General features: G+C 75.9%; 4 protein-coding genes. All 4 read right to left on the bottom strand.

Annotation, left to right across the window (positions count from 1 at the left end):
- Window positions 1–136: 136 nt before the first annotated feature.
- Window positions 137–1,360 (bottom strand): NAD(P)/FAD-dependent oxidoreductase, encoded by a 1,224-nt coding sequence (locus AB0H28_RS05105; RefSeq protein ID WP_358034432.1) that lies wholly within the window; start codon window positions 1,358–1,360, stop codon window positions 137–139.
- Window positions 1,347–15,287 (bottom strand): amino acid adenylation domain-containing protein, encoded by a 13,941-nt coding sequence (locus AB0H28_RS05100; RefSeq protein ID WP_358034430.1) that lies wholly within the window; start codon window positions 15,285–15,287, stop codon window positions 1,347–1,349. The genes AB0H28_RS05105 and AB0H28_RS05100 overlap by 14 nt, the downstream gene beginning before the upstream one ends.
- A gap of 79 nt (window positions 15,288–15,366) precedes the next feature.
- Window positions 15,367–18,591 carry an amino acid adenylation domain-containing protein gene (locus tag AB0H28_RS05095; protein ID WP_358034428.1) on the bottom strand — a complete coding sequence of 1,075 codons (3,225 nt, stop codon included), beginning with the start codon at window positions 18,589–18,591 and terminating at the stop codon, window positions 15,367–15,369.
- Window positions 18,591–19,670, bottom strand: a complete 1,080-nt coding sequence (locus AB0H28_RS05090) for an acyltransferase domain-containing protein (RefSeq protein WP_358034425.1) — start codon at window positions 19,668–19,670, stop codon at window positions 18,591–18,593. The genes AB0H28_RS05095 and AB0H28_RS05090 overlap by 1 nt, the downstream gene beginning before the upstream one ends.
- Window positions 19,671–19,750: the final 80 nt, after the last annotated feature.

The following is a 19,750-nucleotide window of genomic DNA, read 5'->3' as shown; positions in this document are numbered from 1 at the left end:
AGGGGTCACCTCACCGTGCCAACGGCGCTCCGGCTCGGCCGACTCCCAACGGGCGCTCCGGCCGGGCACCCCCGGCCGCGGGCACCCCTCGCCCCCGGCCGGGGTGCCCGGTCGGCCACCCCCGTGCGCCGCCGGCTCACCGCGAGCCCACCACCTCGTCCGGGTGGACGGTCAGCTCCGGCAGACGCTGCATCTCCTGCCACATCTTCTTTTCGGCCATCGCCAGATAGACCCGGGTCAGGTGCCCCATCACCCAGCGCGCCGCCGCGCTGCGTGGCTCGGCCGCGGTGGCGACCTGGACCGACTGCTGCCGGACCCATTTCACCCGTTCGTACCGGCGGCCCTCGTAGACGCGCAGGGCGGCGGCGACCCCCGCCTGGCTGGACAGGTCACCGGCGGCGAGGGCGTCGGCCAGCACCACCGCGTCCTCGACCGCCTGGCAGGCGCCCTGCCCAAGGTCGTTCGGCATCGCGTGGGCGGCGTCGCCGACCAGCGTGACCGGCCCCTCACCCCACTGCTCGTGCCACTCGTGATACCAGATGTCGGTGCGGATGACGGCCTCCGCCGGGGTGGCGGCGACCCGGTCCCGCAGCAGCGCCGGCAACGGCCGCGCCAGTCGCACGGCGTGGGCGTGCTCCGTGCCGGGCTCCTCGCGCTCCCCCGCCGGCGCCTTCCACGACAGGGTCCAGGCGCTGCGGTCCCCGCCGATGCGGTAGACCCCACCGCCGATCCTGGTCTCGTCGTCGTGGAAGAGCTGCGGGATCTCCGGCACCAGGCCGGCGGTGCCCGGCACGACGCCCCGATAGGTGGTGCGACCCAGGTAGACGCCGGGTACCTCGCCGCGCAGTTCACGCAGCACCGTCGACCGGACCCCGTCCGCGCCGACCAGGGCGGCGCCCAGGACGGTGTCCCCGTCGACGAGGCGGACGCGCACCCCGTCCCCGGTGATCTCGTGATCCGAGACCGGGCGGCCGTAGTGGACCTGGACGTCCCGCTGTCGAACTGCCTCCATCAGGATCTCGGCGAGGTCCATCCGACCGATCGACAGGGACGGCAACGCCCCCGGCCAGAGATGCGGATGGCTGGACATCTTGAACCGCAGCCGGCCCCGGGAGTCGAAGTTGTGGATGGCCACCACCCGGTCCGACGCGGCCAGCAGCCGGTCGCCGAGGCCGAGCCAGCCCAACGGGGTCGAGGCGTTGCTCCACAGCGTGAGACCGCTGCCGGGGGCGTTCCGGATCTCGTCGGCGGTGCGCCGCTCGTACACCTCGACGGGGAGCCCGTGGCGGGCCAGGGCGAGGGCGGTGGTGAGGCCGCCCACCCCCGCCCCGGCGACGACGATCGGCCTACGCGGAACCATCGGTGCTCCCTTCCTCGGAGTGGTGCGGACCGCCGCCCGGGGGCGGCGGAAGGACGCCGTCGGCGACCAGCGTGTCCAGGTAGTGGCCCAGCAGGGCGGTGTCCATCCGGGGCGGCGGGAGCTGCGCGCCGATCAACTCCCGGGTGTTCCGGTCGTCGAACGTCGGCTCACCCGGGCCGGTGACCCGCCCCTCGGCCAGCGGCGCGTACATCGCCAGGACCGGGCCGAGCTGGTCGTCGCCGGCCCGCGCGGCGGCGGTGACCGCGTCGTACCACCGCCCGAGCGGCACGCGGCGCACCGGCCAGCCCCGCTCGGTGAGCGCGTCGGCCAGGAGGACCAGCGGCACCTTCGCCGCCAGGGCGAAGTGGAAGGTGCGGCCGAGGGCGGCGCGGCGCCGGGCCAGGCCGGCGATGGTGGCGGCGATGTGGTCGACCGGCACCAGGTCGGTGGCGAGCCCGGTGTCCGGCACCTGCCCGGTGGCCACGCAGGCCCGGATCACCTGGCAGACCAGGTCGTCGCCGCGCCAGGTGCCGGAGCGGGTGTCCCCGGCGATGCGGCCGGGCCGGTACACCGCGACCGGGACGCCCCGGGCCCGGGCCAGCGTCACCACCTGCTCGGCGACCCACTTGCTGTGGTTGTAGCCGGTGTCGGTGGCCGGCGGCGGGTCGTCGGGCAGGGTGTCCTCGCGCAACACCACACCGGAGGCGTCGACCGGGCCGGGACCGCCGGGCCGGGCCAGCCCACCGAAGACCGACATGGTGGAGACGTAGTGCACCGGCACGGGACGGTCCAGGGTGGCCAGTCGGAGGATCTCCACCGTGCCGGTGACGTTGCCGGCGCGCAGCGCCGCGTACGGGCGCAGGAAGTGCACCACCGCGCCGCAGTGGTAGATCGCGTCCACCTGCCGGGCCAGCGCGGCGAACCGCTGCGGGGTGAGGCCGAGCCGGGGCGCGGCGAGGTCACCGGGGATCGCCCGGAACCGTTCGGCCCACTCGTCCCGCCAGCACCGGTAGCGGCGTAGCTGTTCGGTGAGCCGACGCTGGGCGTCCGCCTCGTCGCGGCCCCGCACCAGGCAGAGCACCGTGGCGCCGGCCTCGGCGAGCTGCCGGGCCAGATAAGCCCCGAGAAACCCGGTGGCCCCGGTCAGCAGCACGGTGCCGGGCCGGTCGGTCCAGCGGACCTCGCCGACCGGCCGGACGTCCTCGGGCAGCACCACGTCGGCGCGCAGCGCGGCGGCGTGCTCGGCCTCGGCGGCGGCCACGTCGATGCTGCCCTGCTCGTCGAGCAGGTCCGCCAGCGACCCGATCCGGGAGCGTTCGAAGAGCACCCGCACCGGCAGGTCCACCCCCCACAGCCGGCGGATGGTGGCGTGCAGGCGGGCGGCGAGCAGGGAGTGCCCGCCGAGGGCGAAGAAGTCGTCGTCCAGGCCGACCCGGTCCACTCCGAGCGCCTCGGCGACCAGCCGGGTCAGCCGCCGCTCGGTGGGGGTGGTCGGCGGGACGTACCGGTCCTCGTCGCCGGCGCCGGCGGGGGCGGGCAGGGCCCGGCGGTCGACCTTGCCGTTGGCGTTGAGCGGCAGGGCGGGCAGCGCGACCACGGCGGCTGGCACCATGTACTGCGGCAACCGCGCGGCGACCGCCTCCCGGGCGGCCCGGATCAGCTCGTCGCCGGCACCGGCGTCGGCGGGGACGACGTAGCCGACCAGGCGCTTGTCGCCGGGGCGGTCCTCGCGGACCACCGCCACCGCCTCGGTGACGCCGGGCGCGGCGCGCAGCGCGGCGGCGATCTCCCCCAGCTCGATCCGGAAGCCGCGCAGCTTGACCTGGTCGTCGGTGCGGCCGAGAAACTCCAGGTTGCCGTCGGGCAGGTAGCGGACCAGGTCGCCGGTGCGGTAGAGCCGTTCGGAGGTGACCGGGTGCCGGATGAACGCCGCCTCGGTCAGCTCCGGCCGGTGCAGATAGCCCCGGGCCAGCCCGGGCCCGCCGAGGTACAACTCCCCCGGCGCTCCGATCGGCCGGGGACGCAGCCGCTCGTCGAGCACCCGGACCACGGTGTTGACGACCGGCCGGCCGATCGGAGGGTGCCCGCCGCCGACGATCTCGTCGGTGACGGTGGCGTAGACGGTGGCCTCGGTCGGGCCGTACCCGATCAGGAAGCGTTTCTTGCCGCCCCACCGCTCGGCGACCTCGGCCGGGCAGTCCTCACCGCCGGAGCCGAGCACCTCCAGGGTCGGCACGTGTTCCGGCGCGAGGTGGGCCAGCAGGGACGGCGGGATGAAGGTGAAGGTGACCCGCTGCCGGTTGATCAGCCCCACGATCTCCACGCCGCCGGCCAGGTCCTGCGGGGCGGGCACCACCAGCGGCACGCCGCCGAGCAGCGAGAGCACCATCTCGAAGACGGAGACGTCGAAGCTGAACGGGGCGAACTGGAGGACCCGGCTGCCGGGGTGCAGGCCGGCCAGGTCGCGGGTGAGCCAGAGGTTCGTCACCGACCGGTGGGTGACCGCGACGCCCTTGGGGGTGCCGGTGGAGCCGGAGGTGTAGATGACGTAGGCCAGGTCGTCGGGGCCGCTGCGGCTCGGCAGGTCGTCCTCGGGCAGGTCGGCCAGGTCCGGTGCGTCCACCGCGACGACCGTGGCGTCGGTGCCGGCGGCCCGGTCGGCGAGCGCGGCCGGGGTGAGCAACAGCCGGGCCTCCGAGTCGGAGATCATGAACGCCACCCGGTCGGCGGGCAGGCCCGGGTCGATCGGCAGGTAGGCGCCGCCGGCCTTGAGCACGGCGAGGACCGCGACGACCATCTCCACGGACCGTTCGGCGAGCACACCGACCAGCTGGTCGGCACCGACCCCGGCGGCGACGAGCCGGTGGGCGAGGCGGTTGGCCCGGGCGTTCAGCTCGGCGTACGTGACGGTCTCGTCGCCGAAGAGCACGGCGGGGCGGTCCGGACCCTCGGCCACCTGGCGGGCGAACAGTTGCGGCCAGGTGGTGTCGGGCAACTCCCGGGCCGGGCCGTGCGCCCACCGCTCCAGTTGGGCGGCCTCCTGCGGGGGCAGCTCCGGCAGCGCGGCGACCGGGCGGTCCGGGTCATCGGCGAACGCGGTGAGCAGCATGGTCAGGTGGGCCAGCATCCGGTCCACGGTGGCCGGGGTGAACAGGTCGGCGTCGTACTCGCCGAGCAGCCGCCAGCCGCCGTCGTCGGCGGGGACCACCGTGACGGTGAGGTCGGTCTTGGCGGTGCCGGGGTCGAACGGCAGCGGCTCGGCGCGCACCCCGGCGAACTCGCGGTCGGCGGCGTCCACCCGCTCGACCAGGGCGAACCCGGCCTGGGCGACCGGGGTGCGGGACAGGTCCCGGGTCAGGCCCAGCCGCTCGACCAGCACGTCGAACGGGGCGTCGGCGTGGGCGTACGCGCCGAGGCAGGTCTGGCGGACCCGGCCGATCAGCTCCCCGATGCCGGGGTCACCGGTCAGGTCGGCGCGCAGCACGAGCGTGTTGGCGAGGAACCCGACGAGCCCGTCGAGTTCCGGCCGGTCCCGCCCGGCGACCGGGACGGCGATTCCGAAGTCGGCCTGACCGGCATAGCGGGCCAGCATCAACTGGTAGCCGGCGAGCGCCACCATGAACGGCGTGGCGTCGTGCCGCCGGCCCACCTCGGTCAGCCGGTCCACCACCCGGGTCGGCAGCGCCGCCTCGCGCTGGCCGCCCCGGTGGCCGCGGGTGGCCGGGCGGGTCCGGTCCGTCGGCAACTCCAGCACGGGCAGCCCGGCCAGCCGTTCGGTCCACCAGGTCAGGTCCTCGTCGTGGTCGCCGCGGGCCAGCCGGTCGTGCTGCCAGGCCGCCACGTCGGCGTACCCGAGCGCCAGTGGCGGCAGGTCGGGGTCGGTGCCGGCGAGCCGGGCCCGGTACGCGGCGACCAGGTCCCGGACGACGACCTGGGTGGACGCCTGGTCGCCGACGGCGTGGTGCACGGCGAGCAGCAGGTGGTGCTCCTCGTCGGCGACCCGGGCCAGGGTGGCCCGCACCAGCGGCGCCGCGGCGAGGTCGAAGCCGGCGGTGAGCCGGTCCCGGGTGAGCGCGGCCAGGGCCACCGGGTCGGGGACGTCGACCCGCTCCACCGGCACGGTCAGGTCGGGGTGGATCCGTTGGACGGGTTCGCCGTCCACCACCTCGAAGCTGGTGCGCAACGCCTCGTGCCGGGCCACCACGTCGGCGAACGCCGCCGCCAGCGCCGCCGGGTCCAGCGGCCCGGTCAGCCGGACCGCGCTGCCGATGACGTACGCGGCGGCGCTGGCCGGGTCGAGCTGGTGCAGCAACCAGAGCCGACGCTGCGCCGGGGCGGCCGGCAACGGCCCGGTGCGGGGCACGGTCGGGATCGGAGCGTCGACGCCGCTGCCGCGCCGCCCGCGCAGCCGGTCGGCCAGACCGGCGACGGTGGGGTGGTCGAAGAGGTCCCGGACGCCGGTGTCGACGCCGAGCGCGGCCCGGGTGCGGCTCATCGCCCGGGTGGCCAGCAGGGAGTGCCCGCCGAGGTCGAAGAAGTTGTCGTGCACGCCGACGGTGTCGACGTCGAGGACCTGCCGCCAGAGGTCGGCGAGGGTGGCCTCCAGTTCGTCCCGTGCGGCGACGTGGCCGGTGTCGCCCGCGCCGCGCCGGGGGCGCGGCAGGGACCGCACGTCGAGCTTGCCGTTGGCGGTGCGGGGCAGCGTGTCGAGCAGGGTGAGGGTGGCCGGCACGAGGTATTCCGGCAGCAGCCGGCGGGCGTGCGCGCGCAGGTCGGCCGGGGTCGGGTCGGTGCCGGGGCGGGGCACCAGGTAGCCGGCGAGTTCGGTGTCGTCGGCCCGGCCGGGCCGGGCCACCACCACCGCGTCGGCGACGTCCGGGTGTTCGCGCAGCACCGCCTCCACCTCGCCGGGTTCGACCCGGAAGCCGCGGATCTTCACCTGGGCGTCGGTGCGGCCGAGGAAGTCGAGCGTGCCGTCGGGCAGCCACCGGGCCAGGTCACCGGTGCGGTAGAGCGGTCCCTCGGCGTACGGGCCGGTGACGAAGCGCTCGGCGGTCAGCTCGGGTCGGCCGGCGTAGCCGAGCGACACTCCGGGACCGCCGACGGCCACCTCGCCGGGTGCGCCCAGCGGCACCGGCCGCCGGTCGGCGTCGAGCAGCACGATCCGCAGGTCGGGCAGGGGCCGGCCGACCCGGTGGTGGCCGGGCTCGGCGAGTTCGGTGGCCCGGACCCGGTGGAACGTGGCGTGCACCGTGGTCTCCGTGGTGCCGTACATGTTGATCAGCTCGGGGCGGTCGTCGCCGTACCGGTCGAGCCAGCCGGCCAGGGCGCGCACGTCGAGCGACTCCCCGGCGAAGATCACGTAGCGCAGCGCGTCGAGGCGGTCCGGTGCGTCGGCGTCGGCGGCGGCGAGCTGGCGGAACGCGGTGGGGGTCTGGCTCAGCACGGTGACCCGGTGCCGGGCCAGCAGCGCGCGCAGCTCGGTTGGTTCCCGGCCGGCCAGGTAGGGCACGACGGCCACCCGGGCGCCGGTGAGCCAGGCCCCCCACAGCTCGAAGACCGACACGTCGAAGGCGACCGAGTGGAACAGGCTCCACACGTCGTCGGCGGTGAACCGGAAGCGGGTGGCCGCGCCGGTGACGAGGCGGACCACGTTGCGGTGGGTCACCATGACGCCCTTGGGGCGGCCGGTGGAGCCGGAGGTGTAGATCAGGTAGGCCACCTCGTCCGGTTCGGCGGCCGGGTCGGGCAGCGGCTCCGCCGGGTCGCCGGACGGCGGCAGCACGGGGCCGGCGAAGCCGGGCAGCGGCCGGTCGGCCACCAGCGCCCGCACCGCCGCGTCGGCGAGCACGTAGGCCATCCGGTCGGTCGGCCAGCCGGGGTCGAGCGGCACGTACGCGGCGCCGGCCGCGAGCACGCCGAGCACCGCCACCGGCAGGTCGAGGGTGCGGTCGAGGTGGATGCCGACCCGGTCGCCCCGGGCCACCCCGGCGGCGCGCAGCCGGGTGGCCAGGCCGTCGGCCCGGGCCAGCAGCTCGGCGTACGTGAGACGCGCGTCGCCGCACTCCACGGCCACCGCGTCGGGGGTACGTCCGGCCTGGTCCCGGAACCGGGCGACGAGCCCGGGACGGTCCGGTTGCGGGGTCTGCCGCACCCACTCGTGCAGCAGCAGGCGCTCCTCGTCGGCGGTGAGCGGGGCGAGGTCGCCGATCCGGCGGTCCGGGTCACCGGCCAGCTCGGCCAGGAGCAGCCGGAACTGGGCGGCCATCCGGTCCACGGTGGTCGGGTCGAACAGCTCGGTGTCGTACTCGATGCGCAGCCGCAGGTCGCCACGGTCCGGGTCGGGCACCAGCATGATCGACAGGTCGAACTGGGTGGTGCCGGCGCGCAGCTCGACCGGGGTGACGTCGACCGGGCCCATGGACCGGGTCGCGGCCGGGGTGTTCTGCACCGCGAAGAGCACAGTGAACAGCGGGGTCTGGGCGCGGTCGCGGACCGGGCGCAGCTCGTCGACGAGGCGGTCGAACGGCACGTCGGCGTGGGCGTACGCGTCGAGGCAGGTGGCGCGGACCCGGTCGAGCAGCTCCCCGACGGTCGGGTCACCGGTCAGGTCGGCGCGCAGCACCAGGTTGTTGACGAAGAACCCGACCAGCGGTTCCAGTTCGGTGCGCGGCCGGCCGGCGACCGGCGAGCCGACCGCGAAGTCCCGCTGGCCGCTGTAGCGGGCCAGCATCAGCTGGCAGGCGGCGAGGCCGACCATGAACACGGTGGCCGACCGGCGGCGACCCGCCTCGGTGATCCGGGTGACCAGCTCGGCGGGGACGGTGTCCCAGCGCAGGTCGCCGCGCCAGGCGCGGACCGCCGGGCGGGGCCGGTCGGTGGGCAGTTCCAGGGTGGGCAGGTCGGCCAGCCGGTCCCGCCAGTGGGCGAGCTGCGCCGCCGCGTGCGGACCCGCGCTCCACTGCCGCTGCCAGGCGGCGTAGTCGCCGTACTGCACCGGCAGGGCGGGCAGCGCGGCGCCGTCGGCGCGGTACGCGGCGACCAGGTCACGGGCGAGGGCCTGCACCGACCAGCGGTCACAGACGGCGTGGTGCACGGCCAGGTGCAGGACGTGCCGGTCGGCGGCGAGGCGGATCAGGGTGGCCCGCAGCAGCGGCGCGGTCCCCAGGTCGAACGGTCGGCCGGAGAGCGCCGCCAGGGTGCCGTCGAGGTCGGCCGGGTCGGTCAGCTCCACCCGGTTCAGGGGCACGTCCACGGTGGGGGCGATCACCTGCACCGGCTCGCCGTCGGCCTCGTGGAACGAGGTGCGTAGCGTCTCGTGCCGGGCGGCCACGGCGGTCAGCGCGGCGTGCAGGGCGTCCGGGTCCAGCGGCCCGTCCAGCCGGACCGCGCTGTCCACGGTGTAGGCGCCCGCCCCGTCCGGGGTGAGCTGGGCGAGGAACCACAGTCGACGCTGCCCGGAGGAGGCCGGCAGCAGATACCGGCCGGCCAGTTCGCCGCCGACCTGCGGCATCCGGAACTGCGCCGCGATCGGCGGCAGCGGGGCGCCCACGCCGGCACCGGCCGGCGCACCGGTGGCCGGGTCGGCGGGGCGGGCCGCGGCGGGCGGCGGCAGGGCGGCGGCGAGTCCGGCGACGGTGGGCGCGGCGAAGACGGCCCGCACGGGCAGGTCGGCGTCGAGGGCGTCGCGGATCCGGGCGACCACCCGGGTGGCGAGCAGGGAGTGCCCGCCGAGGGCGAAGAAGTCGTCGTCCCGGCCCACCCGGTCCAACCCGAGCACGTCGGCGAAGATCCCGGCGAGGGTTTCCTCGGTGTCCCCGCGGGGGGCGTCGTACGCGCCGACGTCGGGGCGCAGCCCGTCCGGGGCGGGCAGTTTCGCCCGGTCGACCTTGTTGCGGTTGGCGGTCAGCGGCAGCGCGTCGAGCAGCGTCACCGCCGACGGCACCATGTAGTCGGGCAGCCGCTCCCGGCAGGCGGCGTGCAGGGCCGCGACGAGTGCCGGGCGGTCGGTGTCGTCGGGGTGGTGCAGGTCGGCGTAGCCGACGAGCCGCTGGTCGCCGGGGGTGTCCTCGCGGACCACCACCACCGCGTCGCGTACCCGGTCGTGCGCGCGCAGCACCGACTCGATCTCGCCCAGCTCGATCCGGTGCCCGCGCAGCTTCACCTGGAAGTCGATCCGGCCGAGGAACTCCAACCGGCCGTCGGCGCGCCAGCGCACCAGGTCACCGGTGCGGTACACCCGGGAGCCGGGCACCTCGGGGTGGGTCACGAAACGCTGCGCGGTCAGCTCCTCTCGCCGCCAGTAGCCGGCCGCGACACCGGCGCCGCCGATCCACAGCTCCCCCGGCACGCCCACCGGCACCCGCCGGCCCGCGTCGTCGACCACCAGCAGTTCGGTGTTCGCCACCGGCCCGCCCAGCGGCAGCGGGTCCTCGCCGCCGGTCACCCGGTAGGCCGTCGACCAGACCGTGGTCTCGGTCGGCCCGTACAGGTGCCAGACGCGGGCGCCGGCGCCGTGCAGCCAGTGCGCCAGGTCGGCGGGGACCTTCTCCGCGCCGGCCAGGGCGGTGAACCCGGCCGGAGGCCGCCAGCCGGCCTGCTGGAGCAGCCGCCAGGTGGTGGGCGTCCCCTGGAGGTAGGTGACCGCGCTGCCGCGCAGCCGGTCGGCGAGCCGCTCACCGTCCACGACGGTCGCGTGCGGGATCATCTCGATCCGCGCGCCGACCAGCAGCGGCAGATACATGTCCAGCACCGGCATGTCGCAGGAGATGGTGTTGGCCGCGCCGACCACGTCCGCGGCGGCCATCCCGGGCGCCGCAGCCATGCTGAGCAGGAAGTTCACCACCGGCCGGTGCGGCAGCGCGACGCCCTTCGGCCGGCCGGTGGAGCCCGAGGTGTAGATCAGGTACGCCAGGTCGTCCGGCTCCGGTCCGTCCGGCACCGGGTCGGCGGGCTGGGCGTCGAGCGCCGGCCGGTCGGCGTCCAGCCGCACCACCGCCACCGTCGCCGGCAGCTCGGGCAGCAGGTCGACCAGGCCGGCCTGGGTGAGCACCACCGACGCGCCGGAGTCGGCGAGGATGAACGCCACCCGCTCGGCCGGGAAGTCGACGTCCACCGGCACGTACGCGGCCCCGGCGCGGAGCGCGCCGAGCAGGGCGACCAGCACGTCGCAGCCGCGCTCGGCGAAAAGGGCCACCCGGTCGCCCCGGGTCACCCCGAGCGTCCGCAGGTGGTGGGCGAGCCGATGGGCGCGGACGTCCAGCTCGGCGTAGCTGAGCGTGGTGTCCTCGTCGGCGACCGCGATCCGGTCGGCGAACTCGGCGAACCGGGCGGTGACGTACCGGTCGAGGCTGGCCGGCGGCACGGCCGGCCGGACGCCGGTGCCCCAGGTGGTGAGCCGGGCCCGCTCCCGGGCCGGCAGGGCGGGCAGGTCGGCCAGCCGGCGCTCCGGGCCGGCGACGAGGGCGTCGAGGACCAGCCGGTAGTGGTCGAGCATCCGGTTCACGGTGGCCGCGTCGAACAGGTCGGTGTTGTACTCGGCGACGACCCGCTGCGCGGTGGTGTCCGGCCCGGCGGGAAAGACGGTGAGGGTGAGGTCGTACTTGGCGGCGGTCTCCGGGGCGCGCAACGCGGTGGCGGTGACCGTGCCCAGGCGCAGCGACGGCGCGGGCAGCGGGGCGGCGATGAACATCACCTGGAACAGCGGCGAGTGCGCGAGGTCGCGGTCCGGGCGCAGCCGCTGCACCAGCCGCTCGAACGGCACGTCGGCGTTGGCGTACGCGTCCAGGCAGGTGTCGCGGACCCGGTCGAGCAGCTCGCCGACGGTCAGGTCGCCGGTGAGGTCGGCGCGCAGCACCAGGTTGTTGGTGAAGTAGCCGACCAGCGGCTCCAGCTCGGGGCGGTACCGGCCGGAGATCGGTGAGCCGACCGGCACGTCGGAGGTGCGCGCGTAGCGGGACAGGGTGAGCGCGTAGCCGGCCAGCAGCGCCATGAACAGGGTGCCGCCCCGCTCGGCGGCCAGCGCGGTGAGGCCGGTGACCAGGTCGGCGGGGAGTTCGGCGTCGCAGGTGGCGCCCCGGTGGGTCTGCACCGCCGGGCGGGGCCGGTCGGTGGGCAGGTCGAGCACCGGCAGGTCGGCGAGCTGCCGGTGCCAGTGGTCGAGCTGCCGCCGCTCGGCCGGGCCGCCGGCCCAGCGCTGCTGGGCGGCGGCGTAGTCGCCGTACTGCACCGGCAGGTCGGGCAGCTCCGGCCGGGTCCCGGCCGCCAACGCGGTGTACGCGGCCGACAGTTCACCGGTCAGCGCCTCCACGGCGAGCCGGTCGCCGACGGCGTGGTGCAGAGTGACCAGCAGGGCCGCGTCGTCGTCGCCGAGGGTGGCCAGGACGACCCGCAGCAGCGGCGGTTCGGTCAGGTCGAACGGCCGGCGGGCGGCGTCGTCGAGCAGGTCGGCCAGCGCGCTGTCCCGGTCGGCGGCCCCGGTCAGGTCCACCTCGGACAGCGGGCTGGGCACCTCGGGACGGATCACCTGCACGGGTTCGCCGTCCACGGCGGCGAACCCGGTGCGCAGCGTCTCGTGCCGGCCGACCACGAGGTCGACGGCGGCGCGCAGCGCGTCGCGGTCGAGCCGGCCGTGCAGCCGCAGCCCGCCGTACAGGTGGTAGGCGGCGGCGGTGTCCGGTTCGAACTGGGCGAGGAACCAGACCCGGCGCTGCTGGAACGAGGCGGGCAGCCGGATCAGGCCGTCGGCGTCCGCGCGACGCTCGGCGGGGGTGAGATCCCCGGCGGCGGGCGGTGCGCCGAGACCGAGGACGGCGGCGAGCCGGGCCACGGTGGGCTGGGCGAAGACCGCCCGGACGGGCACCTCGACGCCCAGCTCGGCGGCGATCCGGCCGACCAGGGCGGTGACGAGCAGGGAGTGCCCGCCGAGGGCGAAGAAGTCGTCGTCCCGGCCGACCCGGTCCAGCCGCAGCAGGTCGGCGAAGACGTCGGCGAGGCGTTCCTCCGCCTCGCCCCGCGGCGGGTCGTACGCGCCGGCCCGACGGGTCGGGTCGGGAGCGGGCAGCGCCCGCCGGTCGACCTTGCCGTTCGGGGTGAGCGGCAGGGCGGGCAGCGCCACGAACGCCGCCGGCACCAGATATCCGGGAAGCCGGTCCACGCAGACCTCCCGCAGCGCGTCGGCGTCGGCGCCCCCGACGTGGTACGCCACCAGCCGCTTGTCGCCCGGGGCGTCCTCGCGGACCACCACCACCGCCTCGCCGACGCCGTCGTGGGCCCGCAGCACCGACTCGATCTCGCCCAGCTCGATCCGGTGCCCGCGCAGCTTCACCTGGAAGTCGAGCCGGCCGAGGAACTCCAGGCGGCCGTCGTCGCACCAGCGCACCAGGTCGCCGGTGCGGTACACCCGCGCGTCCGGTCGCTCCGGATGCGCCACGAAGCGCTGCGCGGTCAGCTCGTCGCGCCGCCAGTAGCCGGCCGCCACGCCCGTGCCGCCGATCCACAGCTCCCCCGGCACCCCCACCGGCACCCGCCGGCCGGCGTCGTCGACCACCAACAGCTCGGTGTTCGCCACCGGAGCGCCCAGCGGCACCGGGTCCTCGTCGCCGCCGACCCGGTGCGCGGTCGACCAGACCGTGGTCTCCGTCGGCCCGTACAGGTTCCACACCGCCGCGCCGGTGGCGGCCAGGGCGTGGGCCAGGTCCGCGGGGAACGCCTCCCCGCCGCACCACACCGCGAAGTCCGGGCCGGGACGCCAGCCGGCGGCCAGCAGCAGCCGCCAGGTGGTCGGGGTGGCCTGCACGGCTGTCGCGCCGGCCTCGGCCAGGTGGGCGGCCAGCCGGGACCCGTCGGCGGCGACCACACGCGGCACCACGTCCACCCGGCCGCCCACGGTCAACGGCCCGAACAGCTCCAGGGCGGCGATGTCGAAGGAGAGGGTGGTGACCGCGGCCAGCACGGAGTCCGGGCCGAGGCCGGGCCGGTCGGCGAGGGTGGCCAGCAGGTTGCCCAGCGCGCGGTGCGGCACCGCGACGCCCTTCGGGACGCCGGTCGACCCGGAGGTGTGCAGCACGTACGCCAGGTCGTCCGGGCCGGGCACCGCCGGCCAGCCGGCCGCCTCGGGCAGGTCGCCGTCGACCCGCAGCGCCGGCAGGTCGCCGGGCAGCGCGTCGGCGGTGGTGGCGTCGGCGAGCACCAGCGCGGCCTCGCCGTCGGCGAGCACGAAGCGCACCCGGTCGGCCGGCAACGCCACGTCCACCGGCAGGTACGCCGCACCGCAGCCGAGCACGCCGAGCAGGGCGGCGGGCAGGTCGACGTCGCGGTCCACGGCGACGCCGACGAGTTGTCCGGGGCGTACCCCGGCGGCGTGCAGGGCGGCGGCGATCCGCTGGGCCCGGGCCACCAGGTCCGCGTACCCCAGTCGGCCGGAACGGCCGGTGACCGCGACCCGGCCGGGGTCGACGGCGGCGCGCGCGGCGACCAGGGCCGGCAGGGTGTCGGCCGGCAGCTCGCGGGTGGGGCCGCTCCCCCACTCCACCAGCCGCGCCCGGTCGGCGGCGGTGAGCAGCGGCAGGTCGGACAGCGCCCGGTCCGGGTCGGCGACGGCCGCGTCGAGGACCCGCCGCAGGTGGGTCACCAGCCGCCGGGCGGTGGTCGGGTCGAACAGGGCGGTGTTGTGCTCCACGGTGACGGTGAGCGCGCCGTCGGCGCGGGGCACGCAGGTGACGAAGAGGTCGAACTTGGCGGTGCCCGGGTCGACGCGGAACAGCTCGGCGGTGATCCCGGTGGCGGTCAGCGCGGGCAGCGGCACGTTGCCGAAGACGAACATCACCTGGAACAGCGGGCTGCGAGCCAGGTCCCGGTCGGGACGCAACCGCTCCACCACCCGCTCGAACGGCACGTCGGCGTGGGCGTACGCGTCGAGGCAGGTGGCGCGGACCCGGTCGAGCAGGCCGGCGAAGCCGGGGTCGCCGTCGGCGTCCACGCGCAGCACCAGGTTGTTGACGAAGAAGCCGATCAGGTGGTCCAGCTCCGGGGCGCGTCGTCCGGCGACCGGGGTGCCGATGGCCAGGTCGGTCTGGCGGGTGTGTCGGGCCAGGACGGCGGCGAAACCGGTCAGCACCGTCATGAAGGGGGTGGCCTGGTGCGCGCGGCCGAGCCGGTCCAGCCCGGCGACCAGCTCGGCGGGGAGCACGGTGTCGACGGTGGCCCCGGCGAAGGTCTGGGTGGCCGGTCGGGACCGGTCGGTGGGTAGCTCCAGCGGCGGCAGTCCGGCCAGCCGCTGTGCCCAGTACCGGAGCTGGCCGGCCTCCTCGTCGCCGCCGACCCACTCCCGCTGCCACGCGGCGAAGTCGCCGTACTGCACGGGCAGCTCGGGCAGCTCCGGTTCCGTCCCGGCCACCGCGGCGTCGTAGCAGGCCAGCAGCTCCCGGACGAAGACCGCGCCGGACCACTGGTCGTAGACGGCGTGGTGGAAGGCGACCACCAGGACGTGGTCACCCACGCCGAGGCGGTACAGCACCACCCGGAACAGCGGCGGCCGGGTCAGGTCGAACGGCTGCCGCAGCAGCTCCCGCAGCTCGTCGGCGAGGGCGGCGTGCACCGTCGGGGTGTCCGCGCCGGCGGGCACCCGACCGGTGGCGTCGACCTGTTCCACCGGCACGGTCAGGTCGGTGGCGACGGCCTGCACCGGTTCGCCGTCGACCAGCACCAGGCCGGTGCGCAGCGTCTCGTGCCGGGCCACCATGGCCGCGACCGCGCCGGTCAGCGCGGTGACGTCCAGCTCACCGGTGATCCGCAGGGCGCCGTGCTCGGTGTACGACGCGGCGCTGCCCGGTTCGAGCAGGTCGAGGAACCAGAGCCGGCGCTGCCCGTACGACGTGGGCAGCAGATACGCCTCCCGGGTGGAGACCGGGTTGTCATCGACACTCACGCGGACGCTCCTCGCTGGGGTGACACGGACGGTGCGGGGCCGGCGGGGCACGGGCGCGCCCCGCCGGCACGGGTCGGGATCAGACCCGCTGGGCCCGGCGCGGCTGGCGGGCGATCACCGGTGCGGCGACGGCCGGGCGGCGGCTCAGGTCGTCGATCGCGGTGGCCAGCCGTTCCAGCACGGGGTGGTCGAAGATCGCCCGGACCGGCACCTCGACGCCGAGCGTGCCGCGCAGCTTGAACGCCACCCGGGTGGCGAGCAGGGAGTGCCCGCCGAGAGCGAAGAAGTCGTCGTGCGCACCGGCCTTCTCCACCCCGAGCATCTCCCGCCACGCGGTGGCGACCACCTCCTCGGTGGGGGTGCGCGGCGCGACGTACTCCCGGGCCAGGTCGGGGCGGGCGCCGTCGAAGTCGGGCAGCGCGGCCCGGTCGGTCTTGCCGTTCGGGGTGAGCGGGAACCGCTCCAGGGTGACCAGGTGGGCGGGCACCATGTATTCGGGCAGCACCGCGCGCAGGGCGGCGGTCACGTCGGCGTCGGCCACCGCCGCCCCGTCGGCCGGCACGAGGTACGCCACCAGCCGGGTGTCCCCGGCGATCGTGCGGGGCAGCACCACCGCGTCGGCGATCTCCGGCCGGTCGCGCAGCGCGGCCTCGATCTCGCCGGGCTCGACCCGGAAGCCACGGATCTTGACCTGGTGGTCGGCGCGGCCGAGGAACTCCAGTTCCCCGTCGTCGGTCCACCGGGCCAGGTCGCCGGAGCGGTACATCCGCTGCTCGCCCTCCCCGGCGTAGAGATCGGGCACGAACCGCGCGGCGGTCAGCTCGGGCAGGTTCCGGTAGCCGAGCGTGACGCCGGCGCCGGCGACCCAGATCTCCCCCCGCACCCCGGGCGGCACCGGCATCCCGCGCTCGTCGAGCAGATAGATCCGCAGGTCGGGCAGGGGCCGTCCGACGTTGCTGCGGACCGTCCCGGTGAGGTCGGCGCGGGTGATCCGCCGGTAGGTGGAGTGCACCGTGGTCTCGGTGATGCCGTACATGTTGACCAGGTGCGGCTGCTCGTCGCCGTACCTGTCGATCCAGGGCGCCAGCGCCGGGGTGTCCAGATACTCACCGGCGAAGATCACGTAGCGCAGCGGCAGCCGGGGCGCGTCGTCGGCCAGCGCGGGCACCATGAACTGGCGGAACGCCGACGGGGTCTGGCTGAACACGGTGACCCGCTCGGCGTCGAGCAGGCGCAGCAGCGCCTCCGGGTCGCGGATGGTGTCGTGCGGGACGACCACCAGCCGGGCGCCGGCGCCGAACGCGCCCCACATCTCGAACACCGACACGTCGAAGGCGTACGAGTGGACCATGCTCCAGGCGTCGTCGGCGGTCAGCGCCATCCGGGTGCCGGCCCCGGCGACCAGGCGGGCCACGTTGGCGTGGCTGACCAGCACGCCCTTGGGGTGACCGGTGGACCCGGAGGTGTAGATCAGGTAGGCGACGTCGTCCGGGGCGGGGCCGTCGGCCGGTGCGGCGGCCGGCCGGGCGGCGATCGCCTCGGCGTCGGTGTCGAGGTTGACCACGGTGCCGGCGAAGTCCGGGGCGGAGCCGGCCACCGCGTCGTGGGTGACCAGGGCGGCGACGTCGGCGTCGGCGAGGATCCAGCGCATCCGCTCCACCGGGTGTCCCAGGTCCAGCGGCACGTACGCGGCCCCGGCGGTGAGCACGCCGAGCACGCCGATGACGGTGTCCAGGGAGCGTTGCAGGCAGAGCCCGACCCGGTCGCCGGGGCGTACGCCGGACTCGCGCAGGTGGTGGGCGAGCCGGTTGGCCCGCGCGGCCAGGTCGGCGTAGCTGAGCCGGGCGCCCGCACAGACCACGGCGACGGCCCCCGGGTCGGCGGCGGCGGAGCGGGCGAACAGCTCCGGCAGGGCGGCCACCGGTTGCCCCTCGGTGCGGTTCCAGTCCAGCAGGATCTGCCGCCACTGGTCGGCGGGCATGATGTCCACGTCGCCCAGCCGCAGCTCGGGGTAGCGCGTCATGTTGGTCAGGGTGGCGGAGAACTGGTCGACCAGCCGGCGGACGGCGGCCTCGGTGAAGCGGGTCTGGTCGTAGACCATCCGGGGCACCGGCATCGCCTCGCCCGGCATGACGATCATGGTGAGCGGGAAGTGCGGGCGCCCGTCGTAGGTGGACTCCAGCAGTTCCACCTCGTGCAGGGCCATGTCCGGCACCGGCACGTTCTCGAAGGCCAGGTCCAGTTCGAAGAGCGGCCGGTTGCCCGGCAGGTCGGCCAGCGAGCGCAGGTCGGTCAGGGAGATGTCGGCGTGCTCGCGGGCCCGGGCCATGTCGTTCTGCAGCTCGCGCAGCCATTCGACCAGGTCGGCGTCGTCGCGCACCCGGCCCCGGACCGGCATGGTGGCCAGCATCGGCCCCATGATGCGTTCGCTGCCGGTGAGCGTCGGCGGGCGCTGGGTCCCGGTGGAGCCGACGAGGACGTCCGGCCGGCCCAGGTAGCGGCTCAGCACGATCATCCAGGCGCCCTGCATGAGGGTGTTCAACGTCAAGCCGTGTTGCCGGCCGAACGTGGTCAGCGGCGGGAGCTGCTCCAGCAGCTCCGGCGTGGGTAGCACGGCATGGGTGGGTTCGCCCTCGGGCAGCGGGCCGGCCGGGGCCGGACCCAGCTCCAGGACGTCCGGGGCGGTGTAACCGGCCAGGTGCGCCCGCCAGAAGTCCTCGGCGGCCGACCGGTCCTGCCGGGCCCACCAGGACAGGTACGACCGGTACGGGCGGGCCGGCGGCAGGTCGGCCGGCCCGCCGCCGGCGAACGCGTTGTAGAGGGCGGTCAGCTCGGCGAAGGCCAGGCCGAACGACCAGCCGTCCATCAGCAGGTGGGAGAAGCTCCAGAAGAACTCCCACTCGTCGTCGGCGAAGCGGAGCAGCCGGCCCCGCATCAGCGGGGCGTCGGCGTAGTCGAAGCCGGTCATCCGGTCCTCGTTGACGAACCGAGCGTACCGGTCGCGCTGCCCGGCCGGGTCGGCGTCGCGCCAGTCCAGCACCTCGATCGGGAACTCCACCTCCCGGTGCACCACCTGGAGCGCCTTGTCGACACCCTCCCAGTGGAAGCTGGTGCGCAGCACCGCGTGCCGGTCCACGATGGCCTGCCACGCCGCCCGGTACGCGGACACGTCGAGCGGGCCGCGCATCCGCATGGTGACCTGCTCCAGATAGATGCCACTGCCGGGCGAGTACAGGTTGTGGAAGAGCAGCCCCTCCTGGATGGGGGACAGCTCGTAGACGTCTTCGATGCCCTCGTGCTCCATCAGCGTCTCCTCCCGGGCCGGGGCACGCCGGCTTCCGTCTGGTCGGGCAAGTGGGGTGACTCCGATCGACCGGTCCCGGCGAGCAACGCCCGCACCGTGCCGACCGGATCGGGGTGGCTCGGCAGCCGGCCGGCGTTGTCGGCGGGCAGGACCGCCCGCGTCGGCAGGTGCGGGGTGAGCTGGCGGAGCAGCGCGGTGAGGGTGCTACCCGGCCCCACCTCCACCAACCGGTCCCCCGGGCCGAGCTGAGCGGCGGCGTCGGCGAACCGCACCGGGTGCAGCGGATGGCGCAGCCAGTGCTCCCGGTCGACCGCCTCGTCGGCGCTGACGGGGCGACCGGTGACGGTGCTCAGCCAGCGGATCCGCGGGGTGCGGGGCGCGGTTCCGGCCAGGGCCGCCGCCACCGGACCGAGCCGGGCCGGCACGTCGTCGGGATACCCGGCGGCGGGTGCCGCCGACCGGTGACAGGCGACGTAGAGCTGGGCGAGGTCACGTTCCCAGCGCCGCAGCTCCGGCTCGGGGCCGGCGACCACGCAGGACTCCCGGGTGTCCACCGCGACGAGCCGTACCCCGCGCGGCAGGTGCCGGGTCAGGTCCGCGGGCGGTAGCCCGACACTCATGGTGGCCGTCGGCGGCAGGTCGGCGGCGAGCCGGCCGTACGCGACCGCCAGCCGCAGCGCGTCGGACGGCTCGAGGACCCCGGCCGCGCAGGCGGCGGCGACCTCGCCGACGCCGTACCCGACGACCGTGTCGGGTACCAGTCCGGCACCGGCGAGCAGCCGGGTCAGCGCGTGTTCCAGGATGAACAACGCGGGGCCGGCGGCGTCGGGTGGCGCTGCCGCCTCGGGCGGCCCGAACAGCACGGCGTGCACCCGACCGGCCACGACGGCGTCCAGGGCGGCGAGTTGCGTGTCGATGCCGGCCCGCACCGCCGGGTCGGCGGCCAGGGCGCGACCCATGCCGGCGGTGGCGGCGGCCCGACCGGGAAAGAGGAACACCAGCCGGACGGGGTCGCCCGGCCGCGGGACCGCGGTGGGAGCCTCGGCCACGGTGGCGGTGGTCGGCGGCGTCTCGGTCATCGGGTCCCCTCTCCTCGGTGGGCGAGACCGGTCGGGCCGGCGGCCGGCGGGGGTCGCCGGGGCGCCGCCCGTCGATGACG

It is taken from the genome of Micromonospora sp. NPDC050980, assembly GCF_040653835.1.
In the GTDB taxonomy this organism is placed as follows: Bacteria; Actinomycetota; Actinomycetes; order Mycobacteriales; family Micromonosporaceae; genus Micromonospora.
Note: the sequence above shows the minus strand (reverse complement) of the source record. Positions and strands in the feature narration are given on the sequence as shown.